We start from the raw sequence: 25,760 nt of genomic DNA on the forward strand, positions 1-25,760 counted from the left end.
GGAGGAACCGTAATGGACAAGAACGCCGACCGGGCGCAGGTGCCCGGCCAGCAGCCGGTGCCGGAGCGGGACATCGAACCACTCTGGCCACCGGATCCGGCCGAGCAGGGCGCGGGTGACGTGGTGCCGCCGTGGGCGGCGGTCGCCGAGCAGCGGGGCGGCCCACCGCCGTCCGCGCCGTCGTCGGCCGTCTCGCCGCCGGTGGCCGCGCCGCCGACCGGCCGTCCGCCGGTTCCCGGGCAGCCGGGGGCGGCGGCCCTGCCACCGCCGTCTCCGTCGGACTACCCGTCCCTGACCGGGGCGGTGCCGCCGCCGAGCGGCTGGGGAGCCACCGGCCCGAACGGCGCGCGTACGGGCTGGGCACCGGCGCAGCCGAGCTGGCCACCCGCCGACGCGCCGGCAACTCCACCCGCGCCGACCGCTTCACCCGCGCCGGCCACTCCGCCCGTGCCTCCCGTTCCGTCGACAGCACCGGTACCGCCGGGGGTGGGTGCCCTCGTCGGGCCGGGTAGGGACACGTTCCCGCCGACCTCCGGCACTCCAGCCACCGGCACGCGCCCGGGAGCCACCCCAACCGAGGCGACGGCCACCCCAACCGGAGCCGCAGGCACCCCAGCGGCAGCCGCAGGCACCGCGACCGGAGCGGTAGACACCGCAGCCGGAGCGGCGTCCGCCGACGAGCCTGTCCCCGGTCCGGTCAACGATCCGCCCGCCGCGTCGGGCGGCGTGGACCTGGACCTGCCGTTCTCCCTGGACCGCCCGGCGGCAACAGCCACGCCCGCCGACCGACCGACCCCGGCAGGCCCGCCCATCTCAGGGCCGGTGACGACAGACCCCGGCACGGCAGGCCCGCCGGCCGCAGGCCCAAGCACCGCAGGCCCAAGCACCGCCGGCCCAAGCACCGCAGGGCCGGCCACCACCGACCCGACCACCGCAGGCTCGACAGCGGCGGGGCCGGCAGCGCAGTCTGGCGGACCGACCGGCACCGGGGAGGAGGGCCCAGCCGTCGGGGCGGCACGGCCGGCGGCCGAGTCGCCCTGGGCGTACCCGCCGCAGCGTCCGGCCAGCCCACCCCCGTCGACCGAGGACCAGGCGACCGTCGCGCCGCCGCCGATTCCCGCGCCGCCCGTTCCACCTCCACCACCGCCGCCCGCCGTCGACCAGGGCACCGGAGCGGGGCAGACGTACGCCGGCCAGACGTACGCCGGTCAGACGTACTCGCCGGCGATTCCCGGCCAGGCCGGCCCGGCGCCGGTCGAGCCCCCGCAGCAGGGCGCGGTGCCGACCCCGCCGCCGGGGCCGTTCCCGCCGTCGCCGGGCTGGTATCCGCCGCCCTGGCAGCAGGCCGCGGCTGCGGTTCCACCGGCGCCGCCTCAGCAGTACCAGGAGACCGACCCGGTGGCGCGGGTGCCGGCCACCGGCTACCCGGACGCCACCTGGACTCCGGAGACCACTGCCGCGCCGACGGCCGAGGACTTCGCGCGCCGCCGGCAGGTACGGCCCGCCGACCCGGTGGCCACCATGGGCGTACGCGCGGTGGTCAACAAGATCGGTCTGGTCCGGCTCTCGCCGGGGCGGCACGAGCAGGAGCTCAAGCGGGACATCGAGATGGTGCGCCGCAACTTCGGTGGGCTGCGGCAGGTGACAGTGGTGAACCCGAAGGGCGGCGCCGGCAAGACGGTGGCCATCCTGCTGCTGGCGATGACGTTCGGGCAGAAGCGTGGCGGCTACGTGCTGGCCTGGGACAACAACGAGACCCAGGGCACGCTCGGCATGCGCGCCCAGCAGGACTTCCACTCCCGCACCGTGCGGGACATGCTGCGCGACCTCGGGCAGTTCCAGGGCGCGCACGGGCGGGTCGGTGACCTATCACAGTACGTCCGCTCGCAGGGTGAGGGGATGTTCGACGTCCTGGCCTCGGACGAGTCGGCTACCGGTGGCGAGATGCTGACCGCGGCCGCGTTCGCCGAGATCCGCGAGGTGGTCAGCCGGTTCTACAAGCTGATCTTCGTGGACACCGGGAACAACGTGCGGGCGCAGAACTGGCAGGCGTCGATGGACGCCACCGACCAGCTCGTGGTCACCATGTCGGCCCGTAACGACTCGGCGGAGACGGCCGCCCGGATGCTCGACCACCTGGAGCAGAGCGGCCGGCAGCGGCTGGTCCGGCAGGCGGTGACCGTGGTGTCGATGCCGCCGTCGCGCAAGGAAATCGACCTTCCGGCCATCCAGGAGCACTTCGCGGCGCGGACCAGGGCGGTGCTGCTGGCGCCGTACGAGCGGCTCATCGACAGCGGCGAGCCGATCCGGTACGGCGGGCTCTCCTCGGCCACCCGGGACGCCTGGTTGAAGATCGCCGCCGCTGTCGCCGAAGGGTTGTAGCCCGTCGAAGGCCGGCCCGGCTCCGGGCCGGCCTTCGACGGCGGTGTCAGTTGCTGGCCAGCGCGTCCGCCGCAGCCGGGTCGCAGTCCCGCAGGAACTGGGCGCAGCGGGCCGCCTCGTCGGCCTCGCCGATCTCGTCGGCGGCCCGGGAGAGCACGTACAGGCAGCGGAGGAAGCCCCGGTTGGGCTCGTGCGACCACGGCACGGGCCCGTGGCCCTTCCAGCCGTTGCGGCGGAGCTGGTCGAGGCCACGGTGGTAGCCGGTGCGGGCGTACGCGTACCCCGTCACCACCGCGCCGGCCGCGAACGCCCGGGCCGCGAGCGCACCCCAGGCCGCGCTGAAGGTCGGGAAGCGGGCCGCCACCGCGGCGAACGCCTCGTCGGTGCCGGCCTCCTGGGCGGCGGCCAGGGCGGCGTCGGCCTCGTCGTTCGCGGGCAGGAGGGTGGCCGGTGGCTCCGGCAAAAGGTTCTGCATCGCCCCATTCAACCCGCTGGACAGGGCGACACGCGAGCGGGTCGGCCGACGCGTTCGGCTGAACGGCTGAGGAGTTCATCACGCCTGCGGCCTATGCCGCGGCCAGGTGTTTTCCATTACAACTAATGGTCCGGAGCCTCCCCAGGAACCGGTTAGGCAGGAGCCCGGTGGCCACGACCACCGGGCTCCTGTCGCGTCCACCCCGCCCGGGGTTTGGCGGGCCTCGTCCAAGGGGCAGGATGGCCGGGTGCCGACCCCACCTCCCACCGACGTCATCGAGCCCCACCTGCACGCCGACGAGATCCAGACCCGGGACGAGTTCGACCGGCAGCTGGTCACCGGCCGCCTGACCGGGCTGACCGTGCAGGGCCTGCGCCTCGACCTCACCCCGGTGCCCGACCTGACCGGCGTCGAGGTCACCGGCACGCTCTTCGTCGGCTGCCGGTTCGCCTCCCGGGAGGTCGGCGCCGACCTGGTCCGGCGCGGCGCGAACGTGGTGCCGCCGTTCTCCGGGCTGCCGTACCCGACCCAGCCGTCGCACCTCTACACGCCGGACGACCTCGCCGACGGGTTCGCCGAGGGCGGGTTCACCGGGATGTACGACACCCGGGTGTACGAGCACTACCGGGCGCACGGCGGGGCGCTGCCGGACGTGAAGGAGGCGCTCGGTCAGCGGCTGCACGACCATGGCGTGGACAACGCGCTCGCCGACGCCACCCGCGCCTGGCTGGGCGGGTACGGGCCGCAGTCGGTGGTCGGCATCATGGGCGGTCACGCCGTGCAGCGCGGCAGTGCGGCGTACCGGATGGCGGCCGTGCTGGGGTGGGAGCTGGCGCGGGCCGACCGGCTGGTGGTGACCGGCGGGGGCCCCGGGGTGATGGAGGCGGCGAACCTCGGCGCGTACCTGGCGGACCACGCGGCGGCGGACCTGACCGCGGCGATCGACCTGCTGGCCACCGCGCCCGATTTCACCGACCACCACCGGTACACGGCCGCGGCGTTGACGGTCCGGCAGCGGTACGCGGGCGTGCCCCGCCAGCGCGCCGGGGACGCCGGGTGGGCGCGGGCCGGCGGGCTGGCCATCCCGACCTGGCTGTACGGGCACGAGCCGGCGAACCTGTTCGCGGGGCGGATCGCCAAGTACTTCTCGAACGCGATCCGGGAGGACACCATCCTGCGGCTCGCCCGGGGCGGCATCGTCTTCGCGCCGGGTCGGGCGGGCACGGTGCAGGAGGTGTTCCAGGCGGCCACCAAGACCTACTACGGCACCGATGGGGCCAGCGGCGCGTACATCTTCCTGGACCGTGACTACTGGACGCGGGAGTTGCCGGTGGAAGCGCTGCTGCGTCCGCTGCTGGCCGCCTCGCCGTTCGGCGACCTGTCGTCGACGATCCACCTCACCGACGACGTCCACGAGGCCGTCCGCCTGTTGACCACCTGACGACGACGGCCGGCTCCCCGAGGGGAGAGCCGGCCGTCGGGCGTACGTCGTTACTTGGACATCGTGGTGCCGGTGGAGCGCAGGTGCTCGCACGCCTCGACGACCCGGGCGGCCAGGCCGGCCTCGGCGGCCTTGCCCCAGGTACGAGGGTCGTACTGCTTCTTGTTGCCGACCTCGCCGTCGATCTTCAGCACGCCGTCGTAGTTGCGGAGCATGTGGTCCGCGACGGGCCGGGTGAAGGCGTACTGCGTGTCGGTGTCGATGTTCATCTTCACCACGCCGTAGTCGAGAGCCTCGCGGATCTCGCTCAGCAGGGAGCCCGAGCCGCCGTGGAAGACCAGGCTGAGCGGCTTGTCCTTGCCGTACTTGGCGCCGACCGCCTCCTGGATCTGGTTGAGGATCTCGGGGCGGAGCTTGACGTTGCCCGGCTTGTAGACGCCGTGCACGTTGCCGAAGGTCAGCGCCGCCATGTAGCGGCCCTTCTCGCCCAGGCCGAGCGCCTCGACCATGGCCAGGCCGTCCTCGACCGTGGTGTAGAGCTTGTCGTTGATGGCGTTCTCGACGCCGTCCTCCTCGCCACCGACGACGCCAACCTCGATCTCGAGGACGATCTTGCCCTTGGCGGCCTCGTCGAGGAGTTGGGAGGCGATCTGCAGGTTCTCGGCGACCGGCACGGCCGACCCGTCCCACATGTGCGACTGGTACAGCGGCTGCTCGCCGCGCTTCACCCGCTCCTGCGAGATGCCCATCAGCGGCCGGACGAACTTGTCCAGCTTGTCCTTCGGGCAGTGGTCGGTGTGCAGCGCGATGTTGACCGGGTACTTCTTGGCCACCTCGTGCGCGTACGCGGCGAACGCCACCGCGCCGGTGACCATGTCCTTGATCGAGGGACCGGACAGGTACTCGGCACCACCGGTGGAGACCTGGATGATGCCGTCGCTCTCCGCGTCGGCGAAGCCCTTGAGCGCCGCGTTCAGCGTCTGGGAGGAGGTCACGTTGATCGCGGGGTACGCGTACCGGCCAGCCTTGGCGCGGTCCAGCATCTCCGCGTAGGCCTCGGGGGAAGCGATGGGCATGTGATGCGCTCCTTACTTACCACTCTCGGCCGTGCTGGCCGCTGTTGTTCACTTGTGCGCCGGACCGCGCTGTCCTCCGCCCGGCAGTATCCCGCAGGTGTGGTGGGCAGGACCAACCGAGGGGGGTGTCAGCCGCTCACCGGGTGTCCAGACGGTCCGGCACGATGACGGTGATCAGCCAGGTGACCACTGTCATCACGATGGCTCCCCAGAACGCCGGCCAGAAGCCGTCCACCTGGAACGGCAGGTCGAGCCCGCGGGCGATCCGGTCGGTGAGCAGGAAGAGCAGCGCGTTGACGACAAGCGCGAACAGGCCCAGCGTCAGCAGGTAGAACACGCAGCCGACCACCCGGATGATCGGCTTGAGCACCGCGTTGATCACGCCGAAGATGAGCGCCACCACGATCAGCGTGAGCACGGTGTTGCCACCCGAACGGCCGTGCACGTCGACGCCGGGCACGATCAGGGTGGTCACCCACAACGCGACAGCGGTGATCGCCAGTCGGATGAGGAAGCCCACGGCACCATCCTGGCATCGGCGCGCGCCGTCATGGGTTGATTCCGCCGACTCGGCTTCCGCGCGCCGCGTCGACGCAGCCCGTACGGTGGTGGGAATCGTGCCCCGAGAACCCGGGAGGGACCATGGGTCAGCCCGATGAGGACTTCACCCCCGGCGACCACCTCGCCGCCGACGAACGCGACCCCGAGGCGGAGCCGGCCGACGCGGTCGAGCAGGCCACCGTGGTCGACCCGGCCCACGTCGACGTCGAGCCGCAGCGCGGCATGGAGGTCGACGACTGGGACGCCATGGAGCAGGCCCGGGTGGTCACCGGGGACGAGGACGACTACCGCTGACCGCTCAGCGGGCTTCGTCGACCAGCTTCGGGTGCCGGGCCGTCCAGTCGCCGAGCCGGTCGTCCCGCAGCGCGGTCAGGAACTCCGGCGCGAGCTTCGGGTCGGTCCGCAGGTAGCGCTCCGTCCCGGTCGGCCAGGCGACCGGGAGGCCGAACCCGACCGGCTCCACCGATCGCAGCGTGGGGGCGAGCCGCAGCAGGTCCAGCAGGGCCCCCCGGTCGGGTGACACGACGAGGTCCGGGCCGACGGTGGTCAGCAGCTTGGCGAGGCGTACCGGATCGGTGAGCACGCCCTGGTCGGTGCTCTGGCGGACCAGCCCGGCGGCGAAGAGCCGGGCGTTGCGGTCCCGGTCCTGACTTCCCTCTCGCAGACCGTAGCGCTGGCGGAGCAGGTCGACCGACGCGGCGCCGTCGAGACGTTGGCAGCCGGCCGGGAAGACCCGCTTCGTGTGGACGGAGCGAACCCGTTCAGGCAGGCAGACCGGCACCCCGCCGACCGCGTCGGTAAGCGAGCGCACCGCGCGGTACGTCAGCACCACGCCGGCGTCCACCCGGACCCCGGTCAGCTCGGCCACCGTACGACGCGTCAGCTCGTACCCCTTGGTCAGCTCGGGACGGGTGAAACCGGCGCCGAACGGGAACGCGGCGTTCAGCTTGTCGGTTCCCTGGCCCGGAATCGGCACCCCCAGGTCACGCGGCAGCGACACCAGGTAGGGGCGGCTGCGGTCGGCGGGGATGTGCACCAACAGGACCGCGTCCGCGCGTGCCGCCGTCCGCCCGTCGCCGTCGATGCCGAGCAGCAGGATGTTCAGCGCTCCGGACGGTGCCGGCCGAGCCGACTCACCGAGCAGCTCGGCGGTCGGCGGCGGCCCCGCGCGCTCCGGAGTCAACAGCGGCACCCCGAGCCCCAGCACCCCGAGCAGGGCCAGCGCGGTGCCACCGGCCTGCCAGCGGCGACGGCGTCGACGCCGGCCGATCGCCAGGCGGTCGATGGCGGCCCGCAACGGACCGGTCGGCGGGGTCAGCGGCTCGTGCCGGGCGAAGGCGGCCCGCAGGTCATCCTCGATCATGAGCGAACCTCCACATACTCGGCCCGGAGCGTGGCCAGGGCCCGGGAGATGGACGAACGTACGGTCCCGACGGCGCAGCCGAGAATTTCGGCGATCTCGGCGTCGGGTAGGTCCTCGTAGTAGCGCAGCACGAGAGTGGCGCGCTGCCGGCGCGGCAGCCGGGACAGCCACGACCAGATCTGGTCCCGGTCCACGGCGGACTGGGCGTGGTCGACCGACGCCGGCAGGGACTCGTCGGGCTCCCCGCGCAGCAGCACCCGGCGCATCCACGAGCCGCGTTTCCAGTCGACGTACTGGTTGGTGAGCATCCGGCGCACGTACCGCTCGGGCGAGTCCGCGCGGACGACCCGCCGCCAGTTGAGCTGGACCCGGACCATCGTCTCCTGCACCAGATCCTGCGCCTGGTGCGGATCGCCGGTGAGCATCACCGCGTACCGCAGCAGCGGGGCAAGCCGCGTGTCCGCGAACTCCTCGTACGTCACTGCACCTCCCGGGGTCCTGCCTCAGATGACGGGAGCGGACGGCCTGAACGTTGCGGCGACGCTGATCAACCTTTCGGTTCATGTTGCCGACCGAGCGGTGATCAGGGGCGACAGCGAACCTTAGCGATTCCTTAAGATCCGCAGGCTGCACCTGAATCCCCCTACTGGAGGAATCCCCCTGATGCTCACCCACTCCACTCGGCGCTGGCTCGCCGGCCTGGGCGTCGCAGGCGCGTTCGTCGCCGCCTCCGCCAGCCCGGCCCTCGCCGAGGAGCCCTCGAACGAGGTCTTCCTGTACGCGAACAACGCCCTCCTCGCCCCCGGCGGTGAGGCCAAGTCCGTCATGCTCCAGGCGTTCGCCGAGGCCCTGCCGGAGAACTTCACCATCACTGTTGACCGCTCTGCGGTCGCCGACTTCGCCACGGTCACCCTGACCGACTCGGTGGCCGGCTGCTCGCAGACCGGAACGACCATCACCTGCAATCTCAAGGGTGCCGAGACCATCGACTATGTCCTCGACCTCACCGTCAAGGCCAAGGACACCGCGCCGGTGGGCAAGAAGGCTGACCTCACCCTGACCATGGCCTCCAAGGGCAGGGCGAATGTCACTGCCACGTCCACGATCGAGGTGGGCGAGGGCGTGGATCTCAAGGCGGACGACGTCCTTGAGGTCTCGGGTGCGCCAGGAGCGTCCGTGAAGGCGCCCCTGCGCGTCGCGAACGTCGGTGACAAGACGACGAACGGCGCTGTCCTGTTGCTGACGGGCACCGGTCTCACCGCGGCCCAGCACTCGAACTGCTCCTACCTCTACGCATTCGGCACCAACTTCGCCCAGTGCGCGATGGACCAGAAGATCGAGCCGGAAGCCGTCGTCCAGTTGGACTCGTCGTCCGTGCTCAAGATCGCACCGGACGCCTGGGCACCGGGCGAGCAGTACGGCTCGGCTGAGTGGTTCGCCGATGGCGACTGGGCTGCGTTCCTCGCGGAGTTCCCCTTCCCGGCCGGCGAATGGCGAAAGGGCACCGGCGCGGCGCTGACCCTGGTCCCGGCGCCGACCACGCAGGCCCGTCAGCTCAAGCAGACCGACAAGGATCCGAGCAACAACGTCACGATGATCACGGCGACCGTGACCGGCAACCAGCGGGCCGACGTTGCCGCCACCGGGGCCGAGGTTGCCGGTGCTGTAGGCAAGACCGTCAACACCAAGGTCGGCTTCGTCAACAACGGCCCGGCTGCCATCAACACGTACTCGCCCCGCGAGCTGACGACCGCCGCCGAAATCACCATTCCGGCCGGCGCGACCGTCGTGACCGCGCCGGACGAGTGCTCGCCGTTCAAGGACGGCGAGATGGTCGGCTGGTACGGCGATCCGGGCGCGCGCGCCTACCTCTGCCTCTGGTACGACACCCTGCACAAGGGCGACGCGGCCGTCTTCGAGTTCGGGCTGCGCATCGACAATCTGGCCGGCGCACCGGGCTCAGTTCACCTGCTGCACTTCAACCTGGAAGGCGAGGGGTCCACCATCGCCGACCTCAACCCGAAGAACGACACCGCGGCCTTCACCATCAAGGGTGCGGCCGGCGGTAACGGCGGCGGCGAGGGTGGCGGTGACGGTGGCGCGCTGCCGATCACCGGTCAGTCGACCGGCCTGATCGCCGGCATCGGCGCGCTGCTGCTCGTCGCGGGCGTGGGCGGTTACCTGGTGGCCAAGCGCCGCCGGACCCGCTTCGTCGCCTGATCCAGCCGAACAATCTGCTCCATCCCGTACCACGGGTGCCCCGCCGACAACGCTTGTCGGCGGGGCACCGCCGTTTACGGCCAGCGGGTGGTGGGGGCCGGTCCGGCGCGGTACGGGCACCGGGCTTCGGTACCCTTTGTGGCCGTGGACACAGCTGAGAAGACCCGCGCTCTCACGGAGAGCGTCGCCCTGAACCCGCTCGATCCCAAGGACCTGTTGCAGACCTTCGGGCTGGTGGGCGTCTGGGTGATCCTCTTCGCCGAGACCGGCCTGCTGGTGGGTTTCTTCTTCCCCGGCGACTCGCTGCTGTTCCTCGCTGGCGTGGCCGCCTCGCCGGTGGCGGACGCCATCTTCGGTGACGGCACCCGGCTCTCGCTGGCCGGCCTGCTCATCGGCGGGCCGATCTGCGCGATCCTCGGCGCCCAGTTGGGGCACTGGCTCGGCGCGCGGTACGGCCGACGGATGTTCGAGCGGCCCAACTCGCGGCTGTTCAAGAAGGAGTACGTCGAGAAGGCCGAGTACTACTTCCAGAAGTTCGGCCCGGCGAAGGCAGTGGTGCTCGCGCGCTTCATCCCGATCGTGCGGACGTTCCTCAACCCGGTCGCCGGGGCGCTGGGCATGCCGGCCCGGCAGTTCCTGATGTGGAACATCGTCGGCGCGGTGCTCTGGGTGGACGGCATCCTGCTGATCGGCTACCTGCTGGCCGACCGGATCTACAAGGCCATCGGCGACAAGATCGACCACTACATCCTGCCGGTGGTCGCCCTGATCATCCTGATCTCGGTGCTGCCGATCTTCTTCGAGTTCCTGCGTGACCGGCGGGCGCGCAAGCGCGGTGAGGCGGTAGCGGTGGTCGCGGCGGCCAGCGCCGCGGGCGCGGTCGACGCGGTACGCGAGAAGTTCGACCACGACGAGCACCCGCACGACCACGACCGTCGGGGGCACGGCCAGGAGCGCTGATCGCAGGTACGACGACGGCCGGCCCCCTGGTGAGGGGGTCGGCCGTCGGCATGTCAGGCCCGCCCTCCGGCGGTGCGGCCGAGGACGAGCAGGTATCACCTACCGGTGGCGCCACCCCTGGTTCGCCACCGGACACCGCCCCGGCGTGGGACGGTGCGCAGCGCCTATGTCAGCGGGCCTTCTTGGTGGCCCGCTTACGCGGCGGGGTCAGCAGGTCGGCGATCGTCGCGATCGCACTCGGGACCAGCCGGTAGTACGCCCAGACACCGCGCTTCTCCCGCTCCAGCAAGCCGGCCTCGGTGAGGATACGCAGGTGGTGACTGACCGTCGGCTGGGAGAGGCCGAGCGGTGCGGTCAAGTCACAGACGCACGCCTCGCCCTCGGGGGCCGACTGGATCAGGCTGAGCAGCCGCAACCGGGCGGGATCCGCGAGGGCCTTGAGGACCCCCGCGAGACGCTCGGCATCGGCACGTTCGATCGGCTCACCGGCAAGCGGCGAGATCTGAGGCATTGTCATTTCGGCCAACGCAGTTCCCACGTATTCCATCCTTCCACCAGCAGCATCGATCCGCCTGCATATCAGCAGATCCGAATCGGCAAACTTTTACGCCACAAGGCCGAGGTCAGCCAACGTATAGGCCGCCCTGTACGGCAATCCGGCGGCTCGCACCGCGTCGCCGGCGCCTCGATCAACAATAACCGCCACGCCCACGACTTCGGCTCCGGCCTCATGAAGCGCCTCGACAGCGGTCAACACACTTCCGCCCGTTGTGGACGTGTCCTCCACCGCCAACACTCGGCGGCCGGCCACCTCCGGTCCCTCGATCCGTCGCTGCAGACCGTGCGCCTTGCCCGCCTTTCGCACCACGAAGGCGTCGAGGGCGCGGCCGGTCGGAGCGGCGGCGTGCAGCATCGAGAGCGCGACAGGGTCCGCGCCCAGGGTGAGCCCACCGACGGCCTCGTACTCCCAGTCGGCGGTGAGATCGAGCAGCGCCCGACCGACCAACGGAGCGGCCTGGTGATGGAGCGTGACACGCCGCAAATCGACGTACCAGTCTGCCTCGCGCCCCGAGGAGAGCACGACCCGTCCGTGGACCACAGCCAGGTCGGTAATGAATTTACGCAGGTCGTCGTGGTCCCCCATGGCGATAGAGGTTACTGCGCAAGTCTGAACGGCGTGTGCACGGCCCTCCCTGATCAGCCCCGCGAGGAACCGACGGTTGGCGATGTTCGACTACGCTCAGCGACCGATCTGGAGGCGGTGCGCCAACGCCCGACCACGGCGTTCTCGGCGCTGGCGGGCTCCGACGGTTCAGTGCTCGTCGCGGCCGATCCGGCTGCGGGTGTCGCGGGCGACCGCCTGGAGCAGCCGGATCGGCGCGTGTCGCAGACCGGCGACCGCCACCTTGTACTTCCATGCCGGGATGCTTACCAACTTGCCTTTCCGCAGGTCACGTAGGGCGTCGTCGACGACATCCTCGGCTCGCAGCCACAGCCACTCAGGCGTTTTCGACATGTTGATGCCGGCCCGTTCGTGGAATTCGGTGCGGGTGTAGCCGGGGCACAGAGCCATCACCCGGACACCGAATGGGCGTGCCGACTGGCCGACGGACTCGCTGAAATTGGTGACCCACGCCTTGCTGGCCGAGTAGGTCGACCCGGGCATCACCGCGCCAAAACCCGCAACCGAAGAGACATTTATCACTGCCCCGTCGCGCCGTTCGGTCATCGGTCGAAGCGCCGCCAGGGTCAGTCGCATGACGGCGTGCACGTTGAGCCGGAGCAGCCGCGCCTCGTCCTCCGCTGTGGAGCGCAGGAACGGCTTGTTCAGGCTGATGCCGGCGTTGTTGACGAGCAGGTGGACGGGGCTGTCGGAGGTCAGCCGCTGCTCGACTGTCGCGCAGCCGTCGTCGGTGGACAGGTCCGCCGACAACGTCTCCACGGCACGACCGTGCCGGGAGCCCAACTCCGCGGCCACCTCGCCCAGTCGGCCGGCGTCCCGGGCGACCAGCACCAGCTGCCAACCGTCGGCCGCCAGACGTCGGGCGAAGGCAGCGCCGATGCCGGCCGTGGCGCCGGTGATCAGGGCCCGTCGCTCAGCGGTCGTGGGATCGAGCGTCACGGGCGGGTCCTCACCTGGGCGGGTACGGGGGCGCGGCGGACGCCGGCGGGGGCTGGTGCGGTGCGGGCGGAAACGCCTGTGGGGCGGACGGCATGGTGGGTGACGTGGGGCGGTGTCGACCGAACCAGGCGTTCGCCGCCGGCAGGGTCAGCAGCGTTGCTACCACAAGGTAACCGAGGGCCTGCCCGACCGAAAGCCCGGCGTTGAGCGGGATCCACCAGGACGGGTACGCGTCCGAGATGAGGCCGAGCAGCTCGGCGGTGGCTTGTTCGTCGGCGCCCAGCCGCAGCGGCGCGGCCCGCTCGCCGACGAGCACCGCCCCGCTGCAGCATCCCGCGAGCAGCCCGAGCCCGCAGACCACCCAGGTGGCCACCCGTACGCCCCGCCGGCCCGTCAGCAGCCCGAGGGCCAGGCCGGCGAGCACGGGCGCGGAGAGGGCCGCCACCACCGCGGTCAGCGCCGCCGACGCGCGCAGCAGGGTCACCACGTCGTCGATCTGCTGCGGGGTCGCCGAGGTGTCCCGAGCGGCAGCCCGGAACGCGTCCACGGTCCGGCCCAGCACCGCCAGGTCCACGACGGTGTACGCGAGCGCGGCCACCGCCATCACCAGCAGCACGGCCGAGGCCAGCAGGACCACGGCGGGCCGGCGGGGCGGTGCCGGTTGGGGGTACGACACGACGGATCCCTCCGGTAGGCGTCGGGTTGCAACCTACTCGGAGGGATCGTCGGCGTCGTGCTTATCCAGCGGTCAACTGGTCGACGGCGGGGTCGGGCCGGGGCGGTCCGCCGGCGGCGTGTCGTCCGGCCGGTCGGTGCCGGACGGCGGCTGCTCCGACCCGGGTGCCTGGCCCGGCGTCGACGGGTAGCCCGGCTCGCCACTGGGCGGGTAACCCGGCTCGCCACTGGACGGATGGGCCGGCTGGCCGGGCGCCGCCGGGTAACCGGGCTGGCCGGGAGCCTGCGGGTAACCGGGCTGGCCGGGAGCCTGCGGGTAGCCGGGCTGGCCGGACGCCTGCGGGTAGCCCGGGTAGCTGGTGCCGGGGGTCGGGGGCTCCCAGGCCGCGGCGGGCTTGCGGAAGAACTCGTTCGACTTGGGCAGTGCCAGCAGGATGAGCGCCGCCAGCAGCGCGAGCAGGCTGATCACGCCGAGCGTGATGCTGACCGGGGCGATCCAGGACGGCAGCGCCTCCTCGAGGCGGCGCTGGACCTCTTCGCTGCTCGGCATGTCGCCGCTGGTGTTCCCACCGGTGGTGAAGCTGCCGCCGCCCGCGCCGTTGAGCACGGTGCCACCCGTGCAGCAGACCATGATGCCGCCGACGATCCAGGTGGTGATGCGCGAACCGTTGCTACCACGGTTGTTGAAGATGGCCAGCACGGCCAGCACGACCGCGAGCAGGAGCACGAGGATGCCGGCGCCGAGGGCGAACGCGAAGACGAAGTTCGCCACCTGGTCCGCGCCCTCGGCCGTACTGGTCGAGTAGACGTCGCGGAGCACGTCCCGGGTCTTGCCGATGGTGGAGAGGGTGACAATGAGACTGATCACCTGGCACGCCAGGAACAGGTAGAGCAGATAGCTGGAAATCGTCACGGTGGATGGCCGCTGGCGGGCCGGCGTGCTCTGGGAATCGACCACGATTCTCCTTCCCTAGATCGGGCCCACACCGTATCGGCAACCGGCCAGTCCGGCATGCCGTGCCGAAGGCGGCGGGCGCGTCGGGTCGCTCAGCGCCCGTCGCCGGTGGGTCGGATCGCCAGATCGGCGGGGTCGAGCAGGTCGCCGCGGGCGACCCGCCAGCCCTCTTCGCCGTACGCCTCGAAGGAGAGCCGGGCGTTCGGGCCCGACTGGTAGTCGTGGTAGCGCATGGTCCCGGCCGAGGGCAGGCCGGTCTCGCCGGTGGCGGTGTAGCGGGCCTGCCCGGTCTCGGCCCAGGTGTAGCGCAGCCCGCCGAGGTCGATGGTCGGGGCGCCGGGGGTGACGGTCGCGCCGGGTTGGGCGGTCCAGAGCACAAGTTCCAGCTCGGGGTCGCCGTCGCCTTCGACGGAGAGCCGGTGTGGCGTGCCGGAGGCGTCGTCGAGGAGGTGCTGCACCCAGCTCCAGTCCCCCTCGACCAGGCGGATGGTGCCGCTCACGACGTACTCCCGCTGGCCGATCCGCACGCGATCACCCGGCGCCAGTCGGTTGGCGCCGTCGAGGGTGGGTCGGGCGGCCGGTGGCACCCCGGTGGGCCGGGCCGCGGCCCGCCGCCGGGCTCGCACGACGATCACGAGCACGACCACGATGAGTACGACCACCGCCGCCACCAGGTACGCCTGCGACCCGTCCACCGACCACCTCCCCAGGTACGTCGGCGCAGACGGTAACAACCTCGCGCACCGAAATGAGTCGCGTCGTGACCGAAAGCTCAGCTACCGACGGCAGCCGGGGTGTCGCCGGCCGTGGTCATTGTGGATGCCTGGGTTCGCGCCACTCCGCCGTGCCGGATGGGCCGGGTTGCACGACCCGGGCGGGTCACGCCGCCGCGAGTCGCTGGGTGGCGTAGTCGCCGAGGGTGGAGCGCCCCATGACGCACCCGACGAAGGTGGTGAACTCGGTGGGGTCGTCCCGCAGCGACGTCCACGCCGCTCGGGCCGCCGCCGGGTCGACGCGCTCCAGCAGCGTCGCCGCGTACGCCCGACCGGCGGGTGACCCCTTGGCGAGCAGCCGGTCGAGCTGCCGGCGTACCTCCTCGGGGTGGTCGTCGAGCGCGGCCTCGACGCGCTGGTACGCCTCGGTCACCGGCAGGGTCGCGCCGGCGATCCCCACCCCACCGAAGGCAAGCGTGTCGGCGGCGACCAGCTCGTCCACCGCCGCACCGAGTTCGCGCTCCCAAGCCTTACGCATCCCGAACATGCCCCAACCCTTTCCCTCCCCGCCCACCTCTCACCCTGTTGATCAAGAGGTTTGCGTCATGAGAAGACGTTCCGATGACGCAAACCTCTTGATCACCGTGATCAGGGCGGGGTCAGGCTGGGGTTACCGTCAGGGTGTTGGTGGCGGGGGTGAGGTCTACCTTGACCGTGTTGCCGTCTCGGATCGATCCGCTCAGCAGGGCCTTGGCCAACTGGTCGCCGATGGCGGTCTGGACCAGGCGGCGCAGCGGGCGGGCACCGTAGATCGGGTCGTAGCCGTGCTCCGCCAGCCACTGACGCGCGGAATCGGTGATCTCCAGGCCGAGCCGCCGGTCGGCCAACCGCCGCCGCATCCGGTCGAGCTGGATGTCCACGATGGAGCGCAGATCGTCCCCACGCAGCGCGGCGAAGACCACGATGTCGTCCAGCCGGTTGAGGAACTCCGGCTTGAAGTGCGACCGGACCACTGCCAGGACGCCCTCCCGGCGCTGCTCCTCGGCCAGCGTCAGATCGCTGATCACCGACGACCCGAGGTTGGAGGTGAGGATCAGGATCGCGTTGCGGAAGTCCACCGTGCGGCCCTGACCATCGGTGAGCCGACCGTCGTCGAGCACCTGGAGCAGCACGTCGAAGACGTCGGGGTGGGCCTTCTCCACCTCGTCCAGCAGGATCACCGAGTACGGCCGGCGGCGCACCGCCTCGGTGAGCTGCCCGCCCTCCTCGTAGCCCACGTAACCGGGCGGGGCACCGACCAGGCGGGCCACCGAGTGCTTCTCGCCGTACTCGCTCATGTCGATGCGGACCATCGCCCGCTCGTCGTCGAAGAGGAACTCGGCGAGCGCCTTGGCCAGCTCCGTCTTGCCGACACCTGTCGGGCCGAGGAAGAGGAAGCTGCCCGTCGGGCGGTCCGGGTCGGCGACACCGGCCCGTGCCCGGCGTACGGCGTCGGACACCGCGCCCACGGCCTCGGCCTGGCCGACCACCCGGCCGCCCAGCGACTCCTCCATCCGCAGCAGCTTCGCCGTCTCGCCTTCGAGCAGGCGACCGGCCGGAATGCCGGTCCACGAGGCGACCACCGCGGCGATGTCGTCCGCGCCGACCTCCTCCTTGAGCATCGCGCCGTCGGCCTGGAGCTGGGCCAGCTCCTCCTCGGCCTGCTTCAGCTCGACCTTCAGGGCGGGGATCCGGCCGTAGCGCAGCTCGGCGGCACGCTCCAGCTCCCCGTCCCGCTCGGCCCGCTCGGCCTCGCCGCCCAGGCGCTCCAACTCCTCCTTGGCAGTGGAGAGCTTGGTGATGTGGCTCTTCTCGGTCTGCCAGCGCTCGGAGAGCACGGTGAGCTGCTCGCGCTTGTCGGCCAGCTCCTGGCGCAGCCGCGCCAGGCGCTCGGCGGACGCGGCGTCCGGCTCCTTGGCCAGCGCCATCTCCTCGATCTCCAGCCGACGGACCGCCCGCTCGATCTCGTCCACCTCGACCGGGCGGGAGTCGATCTCCATCCGCAGCCGGGACGCGGACTCGTCGACCAGGTCGATCGCCTTGTCCGGCAGGAACCGGTCGGTGATGTACCTGTCGGAGAGCGTCGCGGCGGCGACCAGCGCGGCGTCGGTGATCCGGACGCCGTGGTGCACCTCGTAGCGCTCCTTGAGCCCACGCAGGATGCCGATGGTGTCCTCGATCGTCGGCTCGCCGACCAGCACCGGCTGGAAGCGCCGCTCCAGCGCCGGGTCCTTCTCGATGTGCTCGCGGTACTCGTCCAGCGTGGTGGCGCCGACCATCCGCAGCTCACCGCGGGCCAGCATCGGCTTGAGCATGTTGCCGGCGTCCATCGAACCTTCGCCCTTGCCGGCGCCGACGACCGTGTGCAACTCGTCGAGGAACGTGATGACCTGCCCGTTGGAGTTCTTGATCTCCTCCAGGACGGACTTCAGCCGCTCCTCGAACTGGCCGCGGTACTGCGCGCCGGCGACCATCGCGCCGAGGTCCAGCGAGACCAGCTTCTTGTCGCGCAGCGACTCGGGGACGTCGCCGGCCACGATCCGCTGGGCGAGGCCCTCGACGATGGCGGTCTTGCCGACACCGGGCTCGCCGATCAGCACCGGGTTGTTCTTCGTACGCCGGGAGAGCACCTGGATGACGCGGCGGATCTCGGAGTCCCGGCCGATCACCGGGTCGATCTTGCCGTCGCGAGCGCTGGCGGTCAGGTCGACGCCGTACTTCGTGAGCGCCTGGTAGGTCTGCTCCGGGTCGGCGGTGGTGACCCGCCGGTCTCCGCCCCGGACGGTCGGGAAGGCGGCGACCAGGGCTTCCTCGGTGGCGCCGGCCGACTTCAGCGAGTCGGACACCGCGCCGCCCACCCGGGCCAGGCCGGCGAGCAGGTGCTCGGTGGAGGTGTACTCGTCGCCCAGCGGCCGGGCAATCTGCTCGGCGGCGCCGATGGCGTTGACGAATTCCCGGGCCAGGGTGGGCTCGGCGAGGCTGGAGCCCCGCGCGGCCGGCAGGGCGTCGACCGCCCGCTGGGCGGCCCGGCGCAGCTCGGCGGGGTCGGCCCCGACGGCGCGCAGCAGGCCGGCGGCGGTCGAGCCGTCGGTGTCCAGCAGGGACAGCAGGAGGTGCCAGGGCTCGACTGTGGCGTGGCCACGCTGGTTGGCCAGCGCGACGGCGCCGGTGATGGCTTCGCGGCTCTTGGTGGTCAGTTTCTCGGTGTTCATGGGCTCCCCCGGATCGGCGTTGTCCACTGGGTTGGACACAACCAGAGTTGAGCGTATTCCGCTCAACCTTACCGCTGTGACGGCCGTCACTCCCGGAGCCGCCACCGCCAGTCGAACTCCCCGGCCGCCGGGGGCGGGCCGGGCAGCGGATCGGAGTCCGGCGTCGTCGACAGGCCGCCGATCAGCACCGCGAGCTGCCGGCGGCGCAGCTGGGCGGCCCGCTCCGCATCGGGTACGCGCACCGCCGCGCACGCCTCCAGCACCAGCCCCAGGTCCTGTACGACCACGTCGGGCCGCAGTCGCCCACTGGCGTGCGCCCGCTCGACGAGCGCGGTGGCCAGCTCGCCGGCGCGCAGCGCGTCCCGACCCATCTCCTCGGTCGGCGTGAAGGTGCCGGCCAGGTGGACGGTGAGCGAGTGCACGTCGGCGTCGACCACAGCGGCGAGGAACCCGGCGAACGCGGTCCAGTCGTCCGGCTCGGCGAGCGCCTCCTCGGCCACGGCGATGTAGCGGCGCAACCCGTCGTGACAGAGCTGGCGCAGCAGGGCCTCCTTGCCCGCGTACCGCCGATAGAGCGCGCTGATGCCGACGCCCGCGCGGTCCGCGACGGCGGCGATCGGCGCCTTCGGGTCGTCGAGGAAGACCGCGCGGGCGGCTTCGAGGATCACCTCGTCGTTGCGGGCGGCCTGGGCACGGCGACCGGCCAGGGCCTTGGGGGGCGTCGTCGACATGACCAGAGGATAGCAGTGGAACGGATCGTTCCGGTCTGCTACTGTCGTTGCAGAACGAAACATTCCGTTCCGAAGGAGTTCGAGATGACCGGCACCGCGATCCGTCCGTTCCGCGTCGAGATCCCGCAGAGCGCCCTCTACGACCTGGCCGCCCGCCTGGGTCGCACGAACTGGCCGGCCGAGCTGCCCGGCGCCGGCGACGCGTACGGGATGAGCGCCGGCCGGGTGCGCGCGCTCGCCGACAGGTGGCGGGACGGGTTCGACTGGCGGGCCGTCGAGACCCGGCTGAACGCCCACCCGCAGTTCGTCACGGAGATCGACGGTGAGCAGATCCACTTCCTGCACGTCCGGTCGTCCCGGCCGGACGCCACCGCCCTGGTGCTCACCCACGGCTGGCCGGGCTCGGTGCTGGAATACCTGGACGTGATCGGCCCGCTCACCGAGCCGACCGACCCGGCCGCGCCGGCCTTCCACCTGGTCATCCCGTCGCTGCCCGGCTACGGCTTCTCCGGCCCCACCCGCAGCGCCGGCTGGAACCGCTTCCGCACCGCCCGCGCCTGGGCCGAGCTGATGAACCGCCTGGGGTACGACAGCTACGGCGCGGTCGGCAACGACGCCGGCTCGATGATCGCGCCGGAGCTGGGCCGCATCGACACCGAGCACGTCCTCGGCGTGCACGTCACCCAACTCTTCTCGTTCCCGTCCGGCGACCCGGCCGAGTTCGCCGGGCTGTCCGAGGCGGACCAGGCGGCGCTCGGACACCTCCAGTGGTTCTACGAGAACAAGTTCTCCTTCAACCAGGTGCACAGCCAGCAGCCGCAGACCCTGGCGTACGGACTGGCCGACTCGCCCGTCGGGCTGCTCGCCTGGAACGCGCAACTCTTCGACGAGAGCCTGGACGACGACTTCGTCCTGGCCAACGTGGCGCTCTACTGGTTCACCGGCACTGCCGCCTCGGCGATCCGCTTCTACTGGGAGGACGCGCACGCCGATCAGCAGCCGTCCGAGCCGACCACGACACCGACGGCGCTGGCCATGTTCCCCGGCGACTTCCAGTCCATCCGCCGCTTCGCCGAACGGGACCACGCGAACATCGTCCGCTGGACGGCGTACGAGAGTGACGTCGATGGACGCGGCGACGTCGGCGGTCACTACGCCGCTCACCAGGCCACCGACGTGCTGGTCGGTGACATCCGCGAGTTCTTCGCCAGCCTCCGCTGACCAGGCCCGTGCCGCCAGTGCCCGCCCGTCTCCGGGGCGGGCGCTGGCGCGTGCACGGCCGGTAGATCGACACGTCGTCCTGGAAAACGGGGTATCCGGCCCCCGGGACACCCCGATATCGCCGAAACCGAGTCGATCAACTCCGGCAGTGGCCGCCGTCAGCCGCCGGCCCGGCGGGGGAGGCGGGCGGTGCAGGGCGTCTCGTGGTCAGCCCGGAGCACGCAGCGACGACCACCATCCAGCCGCCGGTCGCAGAAGACCCAGTGCCGAACCCCTTGATCGTCCTCGGTGGAGACGGTGATCCCGCCGAGGTCGATCCGAACGAGGAAGGCCAGCGAGCGTCCGGCCGTCCGACCCAGCATCTTGGCCCGCGCCAGATCGGGCGCCGAGATCGGCAGGTGGATGACGAACCGCCCGGTCATCAGCGTCGTACCAGGTCAGGCATGAGCGTCGTCCTCCTCGCAGGGATCGCTGGCACGGCCGGTCACCCGAGGGGAGCGCACGGCCGTGCCAGCGGTGACACGGACGACCCGGCCGAGGAGGCCGGTTGCCTACCAGGCTTTCCGCTCCCGAGCGTCCGTGAGGTCAACATACAATGCAAAGCATTGCAGGACAAGCAGTGACCATGCTTAGCACGCAAAGTGTTGGCCTACCGGTCGAGCGCATGGGAGGATCTTGGGGCCTACCAGGAGTTGCCCCATGCCCCGAATTTCCGACCGCCAGCGCATCGCACAGGACATCCGCGACAAGATCAGCTCGGGCGAATACTCGCCCGGTGACAAGTTGCCCTCGCTGCGCGAGATGACCGCGCACTACGGCGTGTCCGCCGAGCCCGTCCGGTCGGCCCTGCTGATCCTGCAGGCCGAAGGCCTGATCGAGGGACACCAGGGCAAGGGCACCTACGTCACCGACCCCAAGTAGATCGACACGGGATCGCTGATCCCGGGGTGTCCCGCCGCCCGGGATACCGCGATATCGGCGATCTGGTGTTGATCAAGGGCGCCGGGCGGAACCTTCCAAGATCTGTGTGCCGTTCACCTCGCGGTAGCCTGGGCGGGTGCGAGTACGTGTCGAGCAGACCGCCTTACCGGGGATCGGGGTACGCCACGATCTGGTGACGGAGTCCGGACGCCGCCTGGGCGTGGTCTCCCACCGCAATGGCCGCCGTGATCTTGTCTTTTACGACCCGGATGATCCCGACTCCTGCCAGGCGGACATCCCGCTGACCGACGACGAGGCGGAGGCGCTGGCCGACATCCTCGGCGCGTCGCTGATGCTCGGTCAGCTGTCCGGGCTGCGCGAGCAGGCTGCCGGTCTGCTCACCGAGCAGATCGCCATCCCGGCCGGTTCGCGGTACGTCAACCGGATGCTCGGTGACACCAAGGCTCGCACCCGCACCAGCGCCTCGATCGTGGCGGTGCTGCGCGACGGCAATGTGAACGTGTCGCCCGAGCCATCCTTCCGCTTCGCGGCCGGTGACGTGGTGGTCGTCGTGGGGACCCGTCAGGGTCTCGACGGCGTGTCCGCCATCCTCGCCGACAGTGACCCGGACGGCTGAGGCGGATGCACGAATCCACCACACTGCTCGTCGAAGTCGGCGCGCTGCTGCTGCTGCTCGGGCTCCTCGGCCGACTCAGCCGCCGGGTCGGCCTCTCGCCCATCCCCCTCTATCTGCTCGCCGGGCTCGCCTTCGGGCACGGCGGGCTGCTTCCGCTCGCCGCCAGCGAGGAGTTCTTCGCGGTCGGCGCCGAGATCGGCGTCATCCTGCTGCTGGTGATGCTCGGCCTGGAGTACTCGGCCAACGAGCTCGTCGGCAACCTCCGCTCGGCGGCACCTGCCGGTCTGATCGACGGCGTCCTCAACGCGTTACCCGGCGCCATCTTCGCCCTGCTGCTCGGCTGGGACTGGGTGGCCGCCCTGGTGCTCGGCGGCATCACCTGGGTCTCCTCCTCGGGGGTGATCGCCAAGGTCCTCGCCGACCTCGGCCGCCTCGGTAACCGGGAGACCCCGGTGATCCTCTCGGTCCTGGTGATCGAAGACCTGGCGATGGCGCTCTACCTGCCGCTGGTCACCGCCGTACTGGCCGGCACCGGCCTGCTCGGCGGCGGCATCGCGCTCACCGTCGCGGTGGCCACGGTGCTGATCGTGCTGGTGGTCGCCATCCGGTACGGCCACCTCATCTCGTCCGCCCTGTCGGCGAAGGACCCGGAGGCGCTGCTGCTCGGCGTACTCGGCCTGACCCTGCTGATCGCGGGCATCGCTGCGAAGCTGCAGGTGTCGGCGGCGGTCGGCGCGTTCCTGGTCGGCATCGCGCTCTCCGGTCCGGTGGCCCACCACGCCACCGAACTGCTCTCGCCACTGCGGGATCTGTTCGCCGCGGTGTTCTTCGTCTTCTTCGGTCTGGTCACCGACCCACGGGAGATCCCGCCGGTGCTGCTGCCGGCGCTCGCGCTGGCCGTGGTCACCATGGCGACGAAGACGCTTACCGGCTACCTCGCGGCCCGCCGCGTCGGCATCGCCGAACCCGGTCGCTGGCGAGCCGGACTGGCCCTCGTACCCCGAGGAGAGTTCTCGATCGTCATCGCCGGGCTCGCGGTGGCGGCCGGTAGCGTCGAGCCGCGGTTGGCCGCGCTCGCCGCGACGTACGTCCTGATCACCGTGGTGACCGGGCCGATCCTGGCTCGACTGCCCGACTTCCCGTGGTTCAAGCGGTGGTTGCGCAACCGCGCGGCGGCCCAGCGGCGGGAGCCGGTGCCGGTCCACGACTGACGCTCAGCGCCGCCGCCGCGCCCCGGTGGGCGCGGTGGCGGCGCTGGCCAGGACACCCGAACGGCCGTTCGGGGCCGGGCCGGCCGGCGGATGCCGAATTGCTCCCTGCGGGTACTACCGCAGCACCCGGCGGCGGGTTACCGTTTCGCCCCAGCAGCCACGGTCCGCAGGCAGCGTTGCCAGACGCGGGCGAGAGCGGAAGGTTGGCCGGTGAGCGTGCAGGAGTCGACGTTCCACGGCTTTGCCAACCCCGTCGATCCGACGCCGGCGGAGTTGCGAGCCTGGGCGTACCAGCCCGATTCGGTGCCGTTGTCCTCCATGCCACCCGACTGGGACCTCCTGGTCTCCGGCGACCGCCTGGTGCTGACGCTCTTCGAGCTGGCGATGGACCCGACCTGCCCCGCGCGGCGCTTCGCGCTGCACTGCCTCTACATCTACGCCGCGGACGGCATCCGGACGAACTTCCGGGCCCATCCCAAGCGCCGCTTCCGCAAGCTGGTCGAGCAGGCCGAGCGCGACGGCGACGAGCTGATGAGGATCTGGGCGCACAACGGCCGCGTCCTGCTGGCCCGGCCGGATCTCTTCGTCTACCGGGACTGGTGCGAGGGCGGCCTGGTCCGCGAGAACCGCCGCCTCGGCTGAGGCCGCGTCCCGGCTAAGCAAGCAAGCAGAGGCGAACGGGCCGGGACCCCCCGTGGGTCCCGGCCCGCACGTCGGTTACCGGATCAGTCCTGCTTGCGCTCGGTCTCGGCTCGGCGGTGGTCGCCGTCGGACTGCTCGGCGAACCGCCCCTCGCTGATGCGGTCCCGGAAACTGCCCTCGGTCACCTTGTCGAACTTCTCCCGGACGGTGTCGGCCAGGTCTTCCAGCCGGTCCTCCGTCTGCTGGGCCACTTTCTTCGCCGGTTCCGTCATCGCTCCCCCAACCGCGCCGATAGGCCCGAATTAAGGCGATAGGACCCGTATCGACAGGCTAACGGAAACGGCCTGGCCCGCGCCGGAAATTCCGGCACGGACCAGGCCGAGAAGCAGGTTCAGCGGTCGGGTGTACGGCGGGGACGCCAGACCACCAGCGCGGTGGACGTGCGGTTGGTCGGTACCAGATCCTGGCCCGGGAAGCGGGCCAGCGACTCCAGCTCGGCCACCCGGCGGTACGCGGCGTCCAGCTCCGCCTCCAGCCGTGCGACCCGCTGCTGCGCCTGCTCCAGCAACCGCTCCAGCCCGATGATCCGCTTGACGCCGGCCAGGTTGATCCCGTCGTCCTGGCTGAGCCGCTGCACCTCGCGCAGCAGCACCACGTCCCGGACGCTGTACCGACGGCCACCGCCGGCAGCCCGGCCGGGCTGCACCAGCCCCAACCGGTCGTACTGGCGCAGCGTCTGCGGGTGCATCCCCGCCATCCGTGCCGCCACCGAGATCATGAGCACCTTGGCCTCGTAGGCAGGGTCACCCGAACCGAGGAACTCGCCCGACATCCCGCTCACCTCCGCGTCCATCCCACCGGACTAACCGACCCGACGCACCCGGGCGTCGAGATGTTCCCGCGCCGCCGGCGGGCTCTGCTCGGCGAACGCCTCCAGCGCCGCCCGCGCCTCGTCCGACAGCCGGGCCGGCACCACCACGTCCAGGGTGACCAGCAGATCACCCGCCTGCCCGTCGCGGCGGACCACACCCTTGCCCCGGGCCCGCAGCACCCGCCCGCTGGGCGTGCCGGGCGGAACCCGCAGCGTCACCGCGCCGTCGAGCGTTGGCACCCGCAGGTCCGTGCCGAGCACGGCCTCCGCGAAGGTCACCGGCACGGTCAACGTCAGATCGTCTCCGGTACGCCCGAACAGCTCGTCCGGCCGGACCTTGACGTGTACGAAGAGGTCGCCGGCCGGGCCACCACGCTCACCGGGCTCACCGCGCCCGGCCAGCCTGATGCGCTGCCCGTCGGCCACACCGGCCGGGAAGCGCACGTTCATCGTGCGGGTCTTGGTGACCCCGCCGCTGCCGTGGCACTCCGGGCACTTCTCCTCCACCACGGTGCCGACGCCCTGGCAGTTGCCGCACGGCTCGGAGAAGCTGAACGACCCCTGGTTGCGGGTCGTGACCCCGGCCCCGTGACAGACCGGGCAGGTACGCGGCTGGGTGCCGGGCTTGGCGCCGTTGCCGTGGCAGGTGTCGCAGACGCCGGGGGCGCGCAACGTCAGCGGCAGGGTCACCCCGCGCACCGCGTCGCCGAAGTCCAGAGCCACCTCGGTCTCCACGTCCCGGCCGCGCGCGGGCCCACGCGGAGCGGCCTGCCCACCGGCCTGCCCGCCCGAGAAGATCGAGCTGAACAGGTCCTGGAAGCCGGCCCCGCCGAAGCGGCGGTCACCACCACCGCCGGCACCACCACCGAACAGGTCGGAAACGTCGAACGGCACCCCGCCCGGCTGGCCGCCCGCCCGGGCGTTACGCCGGAACGCGCCGGAACTGAACAGCGACCGCATCTCGTCGTACTCCCGGCGACGGCCGGCGTCCGACAGCACGTTGTACGCCTCGGACACGGCCTTGAACCGCTCCTCGGCCTTCGGGTCGCCCGGATTGTGGTCCGGGTGCGATTCCCGGGCCAGCTTGCGGTACGCCTTCTTGATGTCATCCGCGGAGGCGGCCTTGTCCACGCCGAGCACGGCGTAGAAGTCCTTCTCGAGCCAGTCCTTCGAACTCACCGGTCCACCACCCCCTTCCGACAGTCGTGGCCCGGCCGTCCCGTCCACCGCGGTGCGGGGGACGGGACCGGGCGGTGACAGTATAGCGCGCTTGCGGATCCGCGACCGCGACCACCGCGGGGCGCAGCAGCCGCACACCGAGCGGGTAGCCGC

Annotated in this window: 28 protein-coding genes; 10 read left to right on the forward strand and 18 right to left on the reverse strand. The window is 71.4% G+C overall.

Features of this window, described 5'->3' with window-relative positions:
* Window positions 1-12: 12 nt before the first annotated feature.
* A complete protein-coding gene (locus tag AB0B97_RS07575; protein WP_357491467.1) occupies window positions 13-2,382 on the forward strand; it encodes a chromosome partitioning protein in 2,370 nt (789 codons plus the stop codon).
* A gap of 46 nt (window positions 2,383-2,428) precedes the next feature.
* On the opposite strand, the gene AB0B97_RS07580 is transcribed toward AB0B97_RS07575, so the two are convergent.
* Window positions 2,429-2,857: a DUF3151 domain-containing protein gene (locus AB0B97_RS07580; RefSeq protein WP_234583135.1), complete on the reverse strand. Its 429-nt coding sequence runs from the start codon at window positions 2,855-2,857 to the stop codon at window positions 2,429-2,431.
* A 247-nt stretch (window positions 2,858-3,104) separates the two neighbouring features.
* Here AB0B97_RS07580 and AB0B97_RS07585 point away from each other — a divergent pair, with 247 nt between their 5' ends.
* On the forward strand, window positions 3,105-4,298 hold the full coding sequence (locus tag AB0B97_RS07585; protein WP_357491469.1) for a hypothetical protein: 1,194 nt from the start codon (window positions 3,105-3,107) through the stop codon (window positions 4,296-4,298).
* A gap of 50 nt (window positions 4,299-4,348) precedes the next feature.
* Here AB0B97_RS07585 and fbaA read toward each other — a convergent pair whose 3' ends face one another.
* Window positions 4,349-5,374, reverse strand: a complete 1,026-nt coding sequence (gene fbaA, locus AB0B97_RS07590; protein ID WP_234583133.1) for a class II fructose-bisphosphate aldolase — start codon at window positions 5,372-5,374, stop codon at window positions 4,349-4,351.
* Between the two features lie 136 nt (window positions 5,375-5,510).
* The gene (locus tag AB0B97_RS07595) at window positions 5,511-5,894 is read right to left on the reverse strand and encodes a phage holin family protein (RefSeq protein ID WP_357491471.1); all 384 of its coding nucleotides are present in this window, start codon (window positions 5,892-5,894) and stop codon (window positions 5,511-5,513) included.
* Window positions 5,895-6,016: 122 nt separating this feature from the next.
* On the opposite strand from AB0B97_RS07595, the gene AB0B97_RS07600 reads away from it, so the two are divergent.
* Entirely contained in the window at window positions 6,017-6,229 is a 213-nt protein-coding gene (locus AB0B97_RS07600; protein WP_234583131.1) for a hypothetical protein, read from the forward strand.
* Between the two features lie 4 nt (window positions 6,230-6,233).
* Here the strand turns inward: AB0B97_RS07600 and AB0B97_RS07605 are convergent, their stop codons facing one another.
* Together AB0B97_RS07605 and AB0B97_RS07610 are read right to left on the reverse strand one after the other, a co-directional pair.
* Window positions 6,234-7,298, reverse strand: a complete 1,065-nt coding sequence (locus AB0B97_RS07605) for an LCP family protein (protein WP_357491474.1) — start codon at window positions 7,296-7,298, stop codon at window positions 6,234-6,236.
* Window positions 7,295-7,780, reverse strand: a complete 486-nt coding sequence (locus AB0B97_RS07610; RefSeq protein WP_357491476.1) for a SigE family RNA polymerase sigma factor — start codon at window positions 7,778-7,780, stop codon at window positions 7,295-7,297. Before AB0B97_RS07610 ends, AB0B97_RS07605 begins: the two co-directional genes overlap by 4 nt.
* A gap of 181 nt (window positions 7,781-7,961) precedes the next feature.
* On the opposite strand from AB0B97_RS07610, the gene AB0B97_RS07615 reads away from it, so the two are divergent.
* Window positions 7,962-9,518, forward strand: a complete 1,557-nt coding sequence (locus AB0B97_RS07615) for an LPXTG cell wall anchor domain-containing protein (RefSeq protein WP_357491478.1) — start codon at window positions 7,962-7,964, stop codon at window positions 9,516-9,518.
* Between the two features lie 138 nt (window positions 9,519-9,656).
* Window positions 9,657-10,478 carry a VTT domain-containing protein gene (locus AB0B97_RS07620; RefSeq protein WP_234583127.1) on the forward strand — a complete coding sequence of 274 codons (822 nt, stop codon included), beginning with the start codon at window positions 9,657-9,659 and terminating at the stop codon, window positions 10,476-10,478.
* 169 nt (window positions 10,479-10,647) lie between these two features.
* Here the strand turns inward: AB0B97_RS07620 and AB0B97_RS07625 are convergent, their stop codons facing one another.
* The 9 genes from AB0B97_RS07625 to AB0B97_RS07665 form a co-directional block, all read right to left on the reverse strand.
* A complete protein-coding gene (locus tag AB0B97_RS07625; RefSeq protein WP_007454255.1) occupies window positions 10,648-11,025 on the reverse strand; it encodes a metalloregulator ArsR/SmtB family transcription factor in 378 nt (125 codons plus the stop codon).
* 57 nt (window positions 11,026-11,082) lie between these two features.
* Entirely contained in the window at window positions 11,083-11,622 is a 540-nt protein-coding gene (gene pyrE / locus AB0B97_RS07630; protein WP_357491481.1) for an orotate phosphoribosyltransferase, read from the reverse strand.
* Window positions 11,623-11,790: 168 nt separating this feature from the next.
* Window positions 11,791-12,600 (reverse strand): SDR family oxidoreductase, encoded by an 810-nt coding sequence (locus AB0B97_RS07635; protein ID WP_357491483.1) that lies wholly within the window; start codon window positions 12,598-12,600, stop codon window positions 11,791-11,793.
* Between the two features lie 10 nt (window positions 12,601-12,610).
* Window positions 12,611-13,276: a hypothetical protein gene (locus tag AB0B97_RS07640; protein WP_357491485.1), complete on the reverse strand. Its 666-nt coding sequence runs from the start codon at window positions 13,274-13,276 to the stop codon at window positions 12,611-12,613.
* Between the two features lie 72 nt (window positions 13,277-13,348).
* On the reverse strand, window positions 13,349-14,233 hold the full coding sequence (locus tag AB0B97_RS07645) for a hypothetical protein (protein WP_357491487.1): 885 nt from the start codon (window positions 14,231-14,233) through the stop codon (window positions 13,349-13,351).
* A gap of 89 nt (window positions 14,234-14,322) precedes the next feature.
* A complete protein-coding gene (locus AB0B97_RS07650; RefSeq protein ID WP_234583122.1) occupies window positions 14,323-14,925 on the reverse strand; it encodes a DUF4178 domain-containing protein in 603 nt (200 codons plus the stop codon).
* A gap of 184 nt (window positions 14,926-15,109) precedes the next feature.
* Window positions 15,110-15,490, reverse strand: coding sequence for a hypothetical protein (locus tag AB0B97_RS07655; protein WP_357491489.1), 381 nt, complete (start codon window positions 15,488-15,490; stop codon window positions 15,110-15,112).
* 112 nt (window positions 15,491-15,602) lie between these two features.
* A complete protein-coding gene (gene clpB / locus AB0B97_RS07660) occupies window positions 15,603-18,194 on the reverse strand; it encodes an ATP-dependent chaperone ClpB (protein WP_357491491.1) in 2,592 nt (863 codons plus the stop codon).
* An 86-nt stretch (window positions 18,195-18,280) separates the two neighbouring features.
* Window positions 18,281-18,925, reverse strand: a complete 645-nt coding sequence (locus AB0B97_RS07665) for a helix-turn-helix domain-containing protein (RefSeq protein WP_357491493.1) — start codon at window positions 18,923-18,925, stop codon at window positions 18,281-18,283.
* Window positions 18,926-19,009: 84 nt separating this feature from the next.
* Between AB0B97_RS07665 and AB0B97_RS07670 the strand changes: the two genes are divergently transcribed.
* The gene (locus AB0B97_RS07670; RefSeq protein ID WP_357491495.1) at window positions 19,010-20,146 is read left to right on the forward strand and encodes an epoxide hydrolase; all 1,137 of its coding nucleotides are present in this window, start codon (window positions 19,010-19,012) and stop codon (window positions 20,144-20,146) included.
* A gap of 158 nt (window positions 20,147-20,304) precedes the next feature.
* On the opposite strand, the gene AB0B97_RS07675 is transcribed toward AB0B97_RS07670, so the two are convergent.
* On the reverse strand, window positions 20,305-20,568 hold the full coding sequence (locus AB0B97_RS07675) for a hypothetical protein (protein ID WP_357491497.1): 264 nt from the start codon (window positions 20,566-20,568) through the stop codon (window positions 20,305-20,307).
* 277 nt (window positions 20,569-20,845) lie between these two features.
* Between AB0B97_RS07675 and AB0B97_RS07680 the strand changes: the two genes are divergently transcribed.
* The 4 genes from AB0B97_RS07680 (at window position 20,846) to AB0B97_RS07695 (ending at window position 23,557) form a co-directional block, all read left to right on the forward strand.
* A complete protein-coding gene (locus AB0B97_RS07680) occupies window positions 20,846-21,067 on the forward strand; it encodes a winged helix-turn-helix domain-containing protein (protein WP_357491499.1) in 222 nt (73 codons plus the stop codon).
* Between the two features lie 136 nt (window positions 21,068-21,203).
* Window positions 21,204-21,704, forward strand: coding sequence for a TrkA C-terminal domain-containing protein (locus AB0B97_RS07685; protein WP_234583116.1), 501 nt, complete (start codon window positions 21,204-21,206; stop codon window positions 21,702-21,704).
* 5 nt (window positions 21,705-21,709) lie between these two features.
* Window positions 21,710-22,915 carry a cation:proton antiporter gene (locus AB0B97_RS07690; RefSeq protein WP_234583115.1) on the forward strand — a complete coding sequence of 402 codons (1,206 nt, stop codon included), beginning with the start codon at window positions 21,710-21,712 and terminating at the stop codon, window positions 22,913-22,915.
* Between the two features lie 210 nt (window positions 22,916-23,125).
* Window positions 23,126-23,557 (forward strand): hypothetical protein, encoded by a 432-nt coding sequence (locus AB0B97_RS07695; RefSeq protein ID WP_234583114.1) that lies wholly within the window; start codon window positions 23,126-23,128, stop codon window positions 23,555-23,557.
* A gap of 83 nt (window positions 23,558-23,640) precedes the next feature.
* Here AB0B97_RS07695 and AB0B97_RS07700 read toward each other — a convergent pair whose 3' ends face one another.
* From AB0B97_RS07700 to dnaJ, 3 genes are all read right to left on the reverse strand, one after another.
* Entirely contained in the window at window positions 23,641-23,829 is a 189-nt protein-coding gene (locus tag AB0B97_RS07700) for a hypothetical protein (RefSeq protein ID WP_357491502.1), read from the reverse strand.
* 119 nt (window positions 23,830-23,948) lie between these two features.
* Entirely contained in the window at window positions 23,949-24,389 is a 441-nt protein-coding gene (locus AB0B97_RS07705; RefSeq protein ID WP_234583207.1) for a helix-turn-helix transcriptional regulator, read from the reverse strand.
* A 30-nt stretch (window positions 24,390-24,419) separates the two neighbouring features.
* On the reverse strand, window positions 24,420-25,607 hold the full coding sequence (gene dnaJ / locus AB0B97_RS07710) for a molecular chaperone DnaJ (RefSeq protein WP_234583112.1): 1,188 nt from the start codon (window positions 25,605-25,607) through the stop codon (window positions 24,420-24,422).
* Window positions 25,608-25,760: the final 153 nt, after the last annotated feature.

The organism is Micromonospora sp. NPDC049004, assembly GCF_040649315.1.
In the GTDB taxonomy this organism is placed as follows: Bacteria; Actinomycetota; Actinomycetes; order Mycobacteriales; family Micromonosporaceae; genus Micromonospora.

Excerpts from the sequence above, each read along its gene's own strand:
- clpB (WP_357491491.1), bottom strand. The coding sequence starts at position 18,194 with ATGAACACCGAGAAACTGACCACCAAGAGCCGCGAAGCCATCACCGGC.
- AB0B97_RS07605 (WP_357491474.1), bottom strand. The coding sequence starts at position 7,298 with ATGATCGAGGATGACCTGCGGGCCGCCTTCGCCCGGCACGAGCCGCTG.
- AB0B97_RS07690 (WP_234583115.1), top strand. The coding sequence starts at position 21,710 with ATGCACGAATCCACCACACTGCTCGTCGAAGTCGGCGCGCTGCTGCTG.
- AB0B97_RS07670 (WP_357491495.1), top strand. The coding sequence starts at position 19,010 with ATGACCGGCACCGCGATCCGTCCGTTCCGCGTCGAGATCCCGCAGAGC.
- AB0B97_RS07680 (WP_357491499.1), top strand. The coding sequence starts at position 20,846 with ATGCCCCGAATTTCCGACCGCCAGCGCATCGCACAGGACATCCGCGAC.
- AB0B97_RS07705 (WP_234583207.1), bottom strand. The coding sequence starts at position 24,389 with ATGTCGGGCGAGTTCCTCGGTTCGGGTGACCCTGCCTACGAGGCCAAG.
- AB0B97_RS07615 (WP_357491478.1), top strand. The coding sequence starts at position 7,962 with ATGCTCACCCACTCCACTCGGCGCTGGCTCGCCGGCCTGGGCGTCGCA.
- AB0B97_RS07665 (WP_357491493.1), bottom strand. The coding sequence starts at position 18,925 with ATGTCGACGACGCCCCCCAAGGCCCTGGCCGGTCGCCGTGCCCAGGCC.
- pyrE (WP_357491481.1), bottom strand. The coding sequence starts at position 11,622 with ATGGGGGACCACGACGACCTGCGTAAATTCATTACCGACCTGGCTGTG.
- AB0B97_RS07625 (WP_007454255.1), bottom strand. The coding sequence starts at position 11,025 with ATGGAATACGTGGGAACTGCGTTGGCCGAAATGACAATGCCTCAGATC.
- AB0B97_RS07655 (WP_357491489.1), bottom strand. The coding sequence starts at position 15,490 with ATGTTCGGGATGCGTAAGGCTTGGGAGCGCGAACTCGGTGCGGCGGTG.
- AB0B97_RS07575 (WP_357491467.1), top strand. The coding sequence starts at position 13 with ATGGACAAGAACGCCGACCGGGCGCAGGTGCCCGGCCAGCAGCCGGTG.
- AB0B97_RS07700 (WP_357491502.1), bottom strand. The coding sequence starts at position 23,829 with ATGACGGAACCGGCGAAGAAAGTGGCCCAGCAGACGGAGGACCGGCTG.
- AB0B97_RS07580 (WP_234583135.1), bottom strand. The coding sequence starts at position 2,857 with ATGCAGAACCTTTTGCCGGAGCCACCGGCCACCCTCCTGCCCGCGAAC.
- fbaA (WP_234583133.1), bottom strand. The coding sequence starts at position 5,374 with ATGCCCATCGCTTCCCCCGAGGCCTACGCGGAGATGCTGGACCGCGCC.
- AB0B97_RS07675 (WP_357491497.1), bottom strand. The coding sequence starts at position 20,568 with ATGACCGGGCGGTTCGTCATCCACCTGCCGATCTCGGCGCCCGATCTG.
- AB0B97_RS07600 (WP_234583131.1), top strand. The coding sequence starts at position 6,017 with ATGGGTCAGCCCGATGAGGACTTCACCCCCGGCGACCACCTCGCCGCC.